General features: G+C 33.9%; 8 protein-coding genes. All 8 read left to right on the top strand.

Annotation, left to right across the window (positions count from 1 at the left end):
* The coding region (locus SULYE_RS04745; protein ID WP_083790679.1) for an Hsp20/alpha crystallin family protein at window positions 1-394 on the top strand (394 nt) is incomplete at its 5' end.
* A 472-nt stretch (window positions 395-866) separates the two neighbouring features.
* Window positions 867-2,363: a Do family serine endopeptidase gene (locus SULYE_RS04740; protein WP_007547037.1), complete on the top strand. Its 1,497-nt coding sequence runs from the start codon at window positions 867-869 to the stop codon at window positions 2,361-2,363.
* Window positions 2,360-2,983: a nicotinate (nicotinamide) nucleotide adenylyltransferase gene (gene nadD / locus SULYE_RS04735; protein WP_007547036.1), complete on the top strand. Its 624-nt coding sequence runs from the start codon at window positions 2,360-2,362 to the stop codon at window positions 2,981-2,983. Before SULYE_RS04740 ends, nadD begins: the two co-directional genes overlap by 4 nt.
* A 251-nt stretch (window positions 2,984-3,234) precedes the next feature.
* Window positions 3,235-3,681, top strand: coding sequence for a ribose 5-phosphate isomerase B (gene rpiB / locus SULYE_RS04730; RefSeq protein ID WP_007547035.1), 447 nt, complete (start codon window positions 3,235-3,237; stop codon window positions 3,679-3,681).
* 16 nt (window positions 3,682-3,697) lie between these two features.
* A complete protein-coding gene (gene glyA, locus SULYE_RS04725; RefSeq protein ID WP_007547034.1) occupies window positions 3,698-4,966 on the top strand; it encodes a serine hydroxymethyltransferase in 1,269 nt (422 codons plus the stop codon).
* Window positions 4,967-5,809 (top strand): lipoyl synthase, encoded by an 843-nt coding sequence (gene lipA, locus SULYE_RS04720; RefSeq protein WP_007547033.1) that lies wholly within the window; start codon window positions 4,967-4,969, stop codon window positions 5,807-5,809.
* 298 nt (window positions 5,810-6,107) lie between these two features.
* Window positions 6,108-6,482 (top strand): fluoride efflux transporter CrcB, encoded by a 375-nt coding sequence (crcB, locus tag SULYE_RS04715; RefSeq protein WP_007547032.1) that lies wholly within the window; start codon window positions 6,108-6,110, stop codon window positions 6,480-6,482.
* Window positions 6,483-6,492: 10 nt separating this feature from the next.
* On the top strand, window positions 6,493-6,720 hold a 228-nt coding region (locus SULYE_RS04710), incomplete at its 3' end, for a DUF190 domain-containing protein (protein ID WP_007547030.1).

The following is a 6,720-nucleotide window of genomic DNA, read 5'->3' as shown; positions in this document are numbered from 1 at the left end:
AAGATTGGAAAACGAGATTAACAGAATTTTTAAAGAATTGGTTCCGGCTGAACAAACAGCGGAAGTGGTTGTTTGGTCTCCAAGAGTTGATGTGTATGAAAAGGACAACAATGTTGTAATTGAAGCAGAAATACCTGGTGCTAAAAAAGAAGATATTGAATTGAAAGTAAAAGACAATGCTGTTATAATTAGAGGCGAAGTTAAAAAAGAAGAAGAGAAAAAAGATGAAAATTATTACAGAAGAGAGAGATTTTATGGAAAGTTTGAAAGAGTAATCCCATTACCAGCAGACGTAAAAATTGAAGAAGCTAAAGCAGAATATCAAGATGGTATTTTAAAATTAACAATACCAAAATCCGTTCAAGAAAAAGAAGTTAAGATAGAAATTAAGTAAAAAATATAAAAAAATATAAATAACATTGAAGCCCCCTTTAAGGGGGCTTTTTTATTTTTGTTTTGTCTTTAATACCTGGTGGGTGAGTCTCAGGTCTTGCATAAATGTCTAATTCTTTCACTTACAGAATCGTAATTTAAAATCTACTTTCAAAATCAAAATATAAAAAGTGTTCCAAAATTTTCGTAAGCTTACCTTTCCGTGTCATCCATAGGCCGAAGGCCGAAGGATCTCATGTTTTATCAAATAGGTAAAAAAAATAAATTCTTCACCGGCTGCAGAATGACATCTTTGAGGTCAGGATTCTTAGTCGGCTGCAGAATGACGATGTGGATTTTTACAAGCAGTCTCATTAAAATATAAACTTCCATGGACTGAATTCGAAAATAGTTTACAAAACATTTAAATATTGTTAACATGGATTAGAGGTTTTAGATTTATAATAATAAATAATGATGATTGAGAGGACCTTATGAATATAAAAGCGGAGGTTATAAAAATTATGAAAAAGGTAGTTTTACCAATTGCTTTAATTTTAGCAGTTGCTTATGTTGTTTTTGCTCAGTTTGGAAAACAGCAAGAAAGTTACAGTCAAAGTATAAAAGGTCAGACTTTATCGCTTCAAAATCTTGAAGCTATAGAAAACGAGAGGATAAAGCTTATTGAAATGGTTTCTCCTGGTGTTGCAACCGTGTTTACCACTCAAGAAGTTAAAATCCCTAATCCTTTTCGCGATATTCCATTTGGTGATTTTTTTGGTATCCCAAACACACCAGAATTTAAGCAAAAAAGACAAGGTCTTGGTTCTGCTTTTATTGTAGACGTAGATTATAATAAAAAGGTTGTGTATCTTCTAACGAACAATCACGTGATAGAAAATGCAAAAGATATTCAAGTTGCATTTAAAAACAAAGTTGTACTAAAAGGAAGAGTTGTTGGTGGCGATAAACTAAGCGATGTTGCATTAATAGAAGTTCCATTTAAAAAAGGAATAGAAGATTTTGCATCTAAGCATGTTTTAAAGCTTGGAGATTCTGACCAATTAAAAGTAGGTGCGACAGTTATTGCAATCGGAAGCCCCCTTGGACTTTCAGATACAGTTACAATAGGAATCGTATCAGCCAAAAACAGACAGATAGAAGATAGACCGGGGGAAGGATTTATTCAAACAGACGCAGCGATTAATCCAGGAAACTCCGGCGGTCCACTGATCAACATCAAAGGTGAAGTTGTAGGAATCAATACTGCTATAATTGCCGGAGCACAAGGTCTTGGTTTTGCAATTCCAATAAATCAAGCAAAATGGATTATGGATCAAATATTAAAATATGGAAAAGTAAAAAGAAGTAAAATTGGTGTAATCGTTCAACCTTTAACTCCAGACCTTGCAGAACACTTTGGAGTATACGAAGGGGCGCTTGTTTCTAACGTGCAGGCAGGAGGACCAGCAGACAAAGCTGGTATTAAAGCAGGAGATATTATAGTAGAAGTAAATGGCAAAAAAATCTCTGAAGTCCAAGATTTACAAAATCAGATAATGAAAAACCCACCGGGAACAAAAATCAATCTAAAAGTTATAAGAAATGGTAAAGAACTAACATTTACAGTAATTACTGCTCCATTAGAAGGTGGTGATGCACAAGAGCAAACAACTGACGAAGGTTCATCAACAATAGAAAACAGTATAGGATTGATAGTAAAAGATTTAACACCTGGATTGATACAAAAATATGGATTACCTAAGGTGGCTAATGGAGTTTTAGTTTATGCCGTTAAAGAAGGCAGTGCTGCAGAAGAGGCAGGTTTACAAGCCGGAGATATAATCCTTTCTGTGAATAATATTCCTGTAAAATCTGCTTCTGAGTTTTGGTCTATAATATCAAAAGCTAAAAAAGAAGGAAAAGATAACGTTCTTCTTTATGTACAAAAAGGAGATAATAGAATATATCTAACATTACCTTTAAGATGATCGCACTATTTGGAGGAAGTTTTGACCCAGTTCATCTGGGTCATCTTCGTATTGCTGAAGATATAAGGGAATATTACAATTTTTCTAAAATTATTTTCATCCCAGCCTATCATTGTCCATTAAAAGAATCTCATTTTTCAAACCCAGAAGATAGGCTTAGGATGTTAGATTTATCCATAAAGAATAATCCTTTTTTTGAAATCTCAGATTTTGAAATAAACAAAAAAGAAAAGTCTTATACGATTGACACTATCAAATTCTTTAAGGAGAAGCTTGGATATAATCCATTTTTTATAGTAGGTTCTGATGCTTTTTTGACTTTAGATAAATGGAAAGAACCTGTCAACTTATTAGAAAACACAAAGTTTATTGTTGTAAGTAGAGATAATACAGATTTTGAAAAAATAAAAGAATTTTTACTTGTAAAATTTTCGTATGACAGATTGTGCGTAGATAATAACTTAAACCTAAGCGAAACAACAGTTTATTTTTTTAAATCAAGACAATTAGAAATTTCATCAACAGAAATTAGAAATAGAGTAAAAAACGGCAAATCTATTAAATACTTAGTATTACCAGAGGTTGAAGAGTATATTTATGCAAGAGGATTGTATAGATAAAAATTATTTAAGAGGAAAGTCAACAGATGAAAAAGTTTGCTAATAAAGTTCTGATGCCTTGAGATAAGAAATTAGTAGTTTTTATAGAATTTAAAAGGAGATCCTTCAGACTATAGTCCTCAAGATGGCAGTGAAAGGTTGATCGATAAACATAAATGAAAGATAACCTAAGATGTCATCGTATAACTCACCACTCTGTCATATTCAATTATGATAAAATTAAAAATATTATTTTTCAGGAGGATGATTTTTTGAAAATAGCAATCGGTAGCGATCATGGTGGTTTCTTCTACAAAGAAAAAATAAAAGAATATCTAAAATCAAAAAAATATGAAGTTATAGACAAAGGAACTTATTCTCCTGAACCTGTTGATTATCCTTACTTTGGTGAAGAAGTTGGTAAAAGCGTACAATCTGGTGAAGCTGACAGAGGAATAATCATCTGTGGAACCGGAATAGGAATATCTATTGCAGCCAATAAAATTAAAGGAGTAAGAGCAGCCCTATGCACAAACGAATTTATGGCAAGAATGGCAAGGTCTCATAACGATGCTAACGTTTTAGCCCTTGGTCAAAGAGTAATAGGTTTAGACCATGCTCTTGCAATCATAGATGTATTTTTAGAAACACCTTTTGAAGGCGGAAGACATGAAAGAAGAGTTAAATTAATTTTAGATATTGAAAAAGGAATAATCTAAGTAGGAGGTTTTAAAATTGTTGAATCATCTAAAAAATGTAGACCCTGAAGTTTATAGTGCAATCTCAAAAGAGTTTAAAAGACAAGAAGAGCATTTAGAAATGATAGCTTCTGAAAATTATACATCTCAGGCTGTAATGGAAGCTCAAGGAAGCGTGCTAACAAACAAGTACGCAGAGGGTTTACCCCATAAAAGATACTACGGTGGATGTGAGTATGTTGATATAGTTGAAGAACTTGCAATAGAAAGGCTTAAAAAATTGTTTGGAGCAGAACATGCAAACGTTCAGCCACACTCCGGCTCACAGGCAAACCAAGCTGTGTTTTTCTCTCAGCTCCAACCGGGCGACACAATTCTTGGAATGAGATTAGACCATGGCGGACACCTTACACACGGAGCTAAGGTAAATATTTCCGGAATTGTTTTTAACTCTGTTCAGTATGGATTAAATCCAAAAACAGAACTTATCGATTATGATGAAGTCTACCGACTTGCAAAAGAGTATAAACCAAAAATGATTGTAGCAGGTGCATCGGCATACTCAAGAGTTATTGACTTTGCAAAATTTAGAGAGATAGCCGATGAAGTTGGTGCATTATTAATGGTTGATATGGCTCACTACGCAGGATTAATAGCCGGTGGAGTATATCCTAATCCCGTCCCTTATGCTCAGTTTGTAACGTCCACAACCCATAAAACACTAAGAGGTCCAAGAGGTGGGGTAATTCTGTGTAAATCAGAGTATGCAAAAGATATAGATAAATGGGTGTTCCCAAGATTACAAGGTGGACCACTTATGCATGTGATCGCTGCAAAGGCTGTAGCATTTGGAGAAGCTTTAACAGAAGATTTTAAAAAGTATGCAGAGCAAGTAGTAAAAAATGCCAGAGCATTGGCAGAAGAGTTAATGGCGGAAGGTTTAAGGATTGTATCCGGTGGAACAGACAGTCATATGATGCTTGTTGATTTAAGACCGTTAAACGTAAAAGGAAACCAAGCAGAAGAAGCTCTTGGAAAGGCTAACATAACAGTTAATAAAAACGCAATACCATTTGACCCAGAGAAACCAACAGTAACATCCGGAATAAGACTTGGAACAGCAGCATTGACAACCAGAGGAATGAAAGAAAACGACATGAGAAGAATTGCGAAAAATATTGTTAAAGTTTTGAAAAATCTTGATAATGAAAAAGTTATCCAAGAAGTAAAAGATGATGTTTTATCCTTATGCTCAAGTTATCCATTGTATCCAAATTGGTTTAAGGATTATGGCTACGGTGAATAAGTGAAGCCAAAAGTAAAGTCTCCACTTTTACCGGAAGTATTTAAAATTAAAAAGCTTCTTCGCAGGCTGAACCTACACACAGTTTGCGAGGAGGCTAATTGTCCAAACATTGGCGACTGCTTTTCAAGAAAAACAGCCACTTTTATGATTATGGGCGATATCTGCACTAGAAACTGTCCATACTGTAATGTATCTCACGGAAAACCACAAGCTTTAGACCCACAAGAGCCTGAGAATGTAGCAAATGCCGTAAAAACACTTGGGTTAAAACATGTTGTAATTACATCGGTTGATAGAGATGACCTTCCGGACGGCGGAGCGTCCCACTTCGCAAAGGTTATAAAAAAAGTAAGAGAAATAAATCCGGGTATAATAATAGAAGTCTTGATACCAGACTTTAAAGGAAGTATAGAATCTTTAAAAACAGTGTTAGATGAAAATCCGGAGGTTGTAAATCACAATATAGAAACTGTAAAAGAGCTTTATAAAATTGTAAGACCGCAGGGAAATTATGAAAGGTCGTTGAAAATACTAAAATCAATAAAAGAAATAAGTCCAAAAACTATATCAAAATCCGGCTTTATGGTAGGGCTTGGAGAGACGAAAGAACAGATAATAAATTTAATGGAAGATTTGTATAAAAATAACGTAGAAATACTAACAATCGGTCAATATTTACAGCCATCAAAAAACCATTTACAGGTATACAGATATTATTCGGAAGAAGAGTTTAAAGAGTTTGAAGAAATAGGCTATAAGATAGGTTTTAAGTATGTATTTTCTGGCATATTGGTAAGAAGTTCTTTTAATGCACAAGAGCAGTTTATGGCAATGAATAAGTAAGGCATGCTTATATACTCAATTAAAGTACTGAGGCTGCTTGCAAAAAAACAACATCGTCATTCTGCAACCGTGCGAAGAATTTCCTACTTTAAATCAAAATTGTCATTCTAAGCGTAAATAAAGAATCTCATATTTTTTCTTCTCAAGTCAAAAAATCAAAAAAGAGATCCTTCGGCCTCAGGATGACAAGGAAAGACAAATTTACAAAAACTTTGAACACTTTTATGCTTAATTAAATTTTTATTTAACGTATGGTAAAATTTTACTATCCTAAAATGCTATAACTTGGAGTAAGTAATTGGAGAAGTATTTAGTTATTGCAGTAGGTGGAAGCATTGGAGCAATTCTTAGATACTTAACAGGTGTATACTCTGCAAAATTTTTTGGAACATGGCTACCATACGGAACGCTTATAGTTAATGTTGTTGGTTCATTTATCCTCTCATTTTTTATGATACTGTTTTTAGAAAAACTGTCTTTAGACCCGCTTTGGAGACTATTCGTAGCAGTTGGTTTTTGTGGAAGTTATACTACATTATCATCTATAACCTATGAAACATTATCAATAGTCATGGATGGAGATTATCTAAGAGCTTTACTGAATGTTGCTTTAAACTTTGGACTATCCTTTTTATCAGCATTTGCAGGAATAGTATTGGCAAGGATGTTATAGGAGGCATATTGTGAAAACCGAAACAGAAGCTGTTTTGCTTAGAATACATATAGGCGAGGCGGATAGATACCAAGGAAAACCTTTATACAAAAAAATTGTTGAAATTCTTAGAGAAAATCATATAGCAGGAGCAACAGTTTTAAGAGGAATACTTGGATTTGGTAAATCTTCAAGAATCCATGCAGCATCAATATTAGACCTATCTGAGGATTTACCGATAATTGTTGAAGTTGTAGAA

The organism is Sulfurihydrogenibium yellowstonense SS-5 (assembly GCF_000173615.1).
Lineage (GTDB): Bacteria > Aquificota > Aquificia > Aquificales > Hydrogenothermaceae > Sulfurihydrogenibium > Sulfurihydrogenibium yellowstonense.
This window is presented reverse-complemented; position numbering and strand designations above follow the sequence as displayed.

Bases quoted from the DNA above. Each gene is read 5' to 3' on its own strand.
- SULYE_RS04740 (WP_007547037.1), top strand. From the start codon at position 867: ATGAATATAAAAGCGGAGGTTATAAAAATTATGAAAAAGGTAGTTTTA.
- nadD (WP_007547036.1), top strand. From the start codon at position 2,360: ATGATCGCACTATTTGGAGGAAGTTTTGACCCAGTTCATCTGGGTCAT.